This window comes from Vogesella mureinivorans (genome assembly GCF_007644035.1).
Taxonomy (GTDB): Bacteria; Pseudomonadota; Gammaproteobacteria; order Burkholderiales; family Chromobacteriaceae; genus Vogesella; species Vogesella mureinivorans.
Map to the genome: position 1 here is coordinate 1 of NZ_VMTV02000470.1, position 320 is coordinate 320.

Below are 320 nucleotides of genomic sequence, written 5' to 3' on the forward strand. Positions count from 1 at the left end.
TGTGCGGCCAGCCGTGTGACATGGCTGCAATCTATGCGCTGGCTCAAAAATACGGTTTCAAGATCATTGAAGACGCCTCGCACGCCATTGGCGGCAAATACAAAGACGAATTCATTGGCAATGGCCGCTACAGCGACATTACGGTGTTCAGTTTTCACCAAGTCAAAATAATTACCACCGCCGAAGGTGGCATGACCCTGACGAACTGTGACGAATTGGCCCACAAAATGGCCCTGCTGCGCAGCCATGGCATTACTCGTGATACCGCTCACATGACCCACGCGCCAGACGGTCCTTGGTATTACCAACAAATTGACCTA

General features: G+C 51.6%; 1 protein-coding gene. It reads left to right on the plus strand.

What is annotated here, in order from left to right; genetic code table 11:
• Positions 1-320 (plus strand): DegT/DnrJ/EryC1/StrS family aminotransferase (locus tag FLQ44_RS12380; protein WP_206208860.1); only part of this gene is annotated, 320 nt, incomplete at both ends.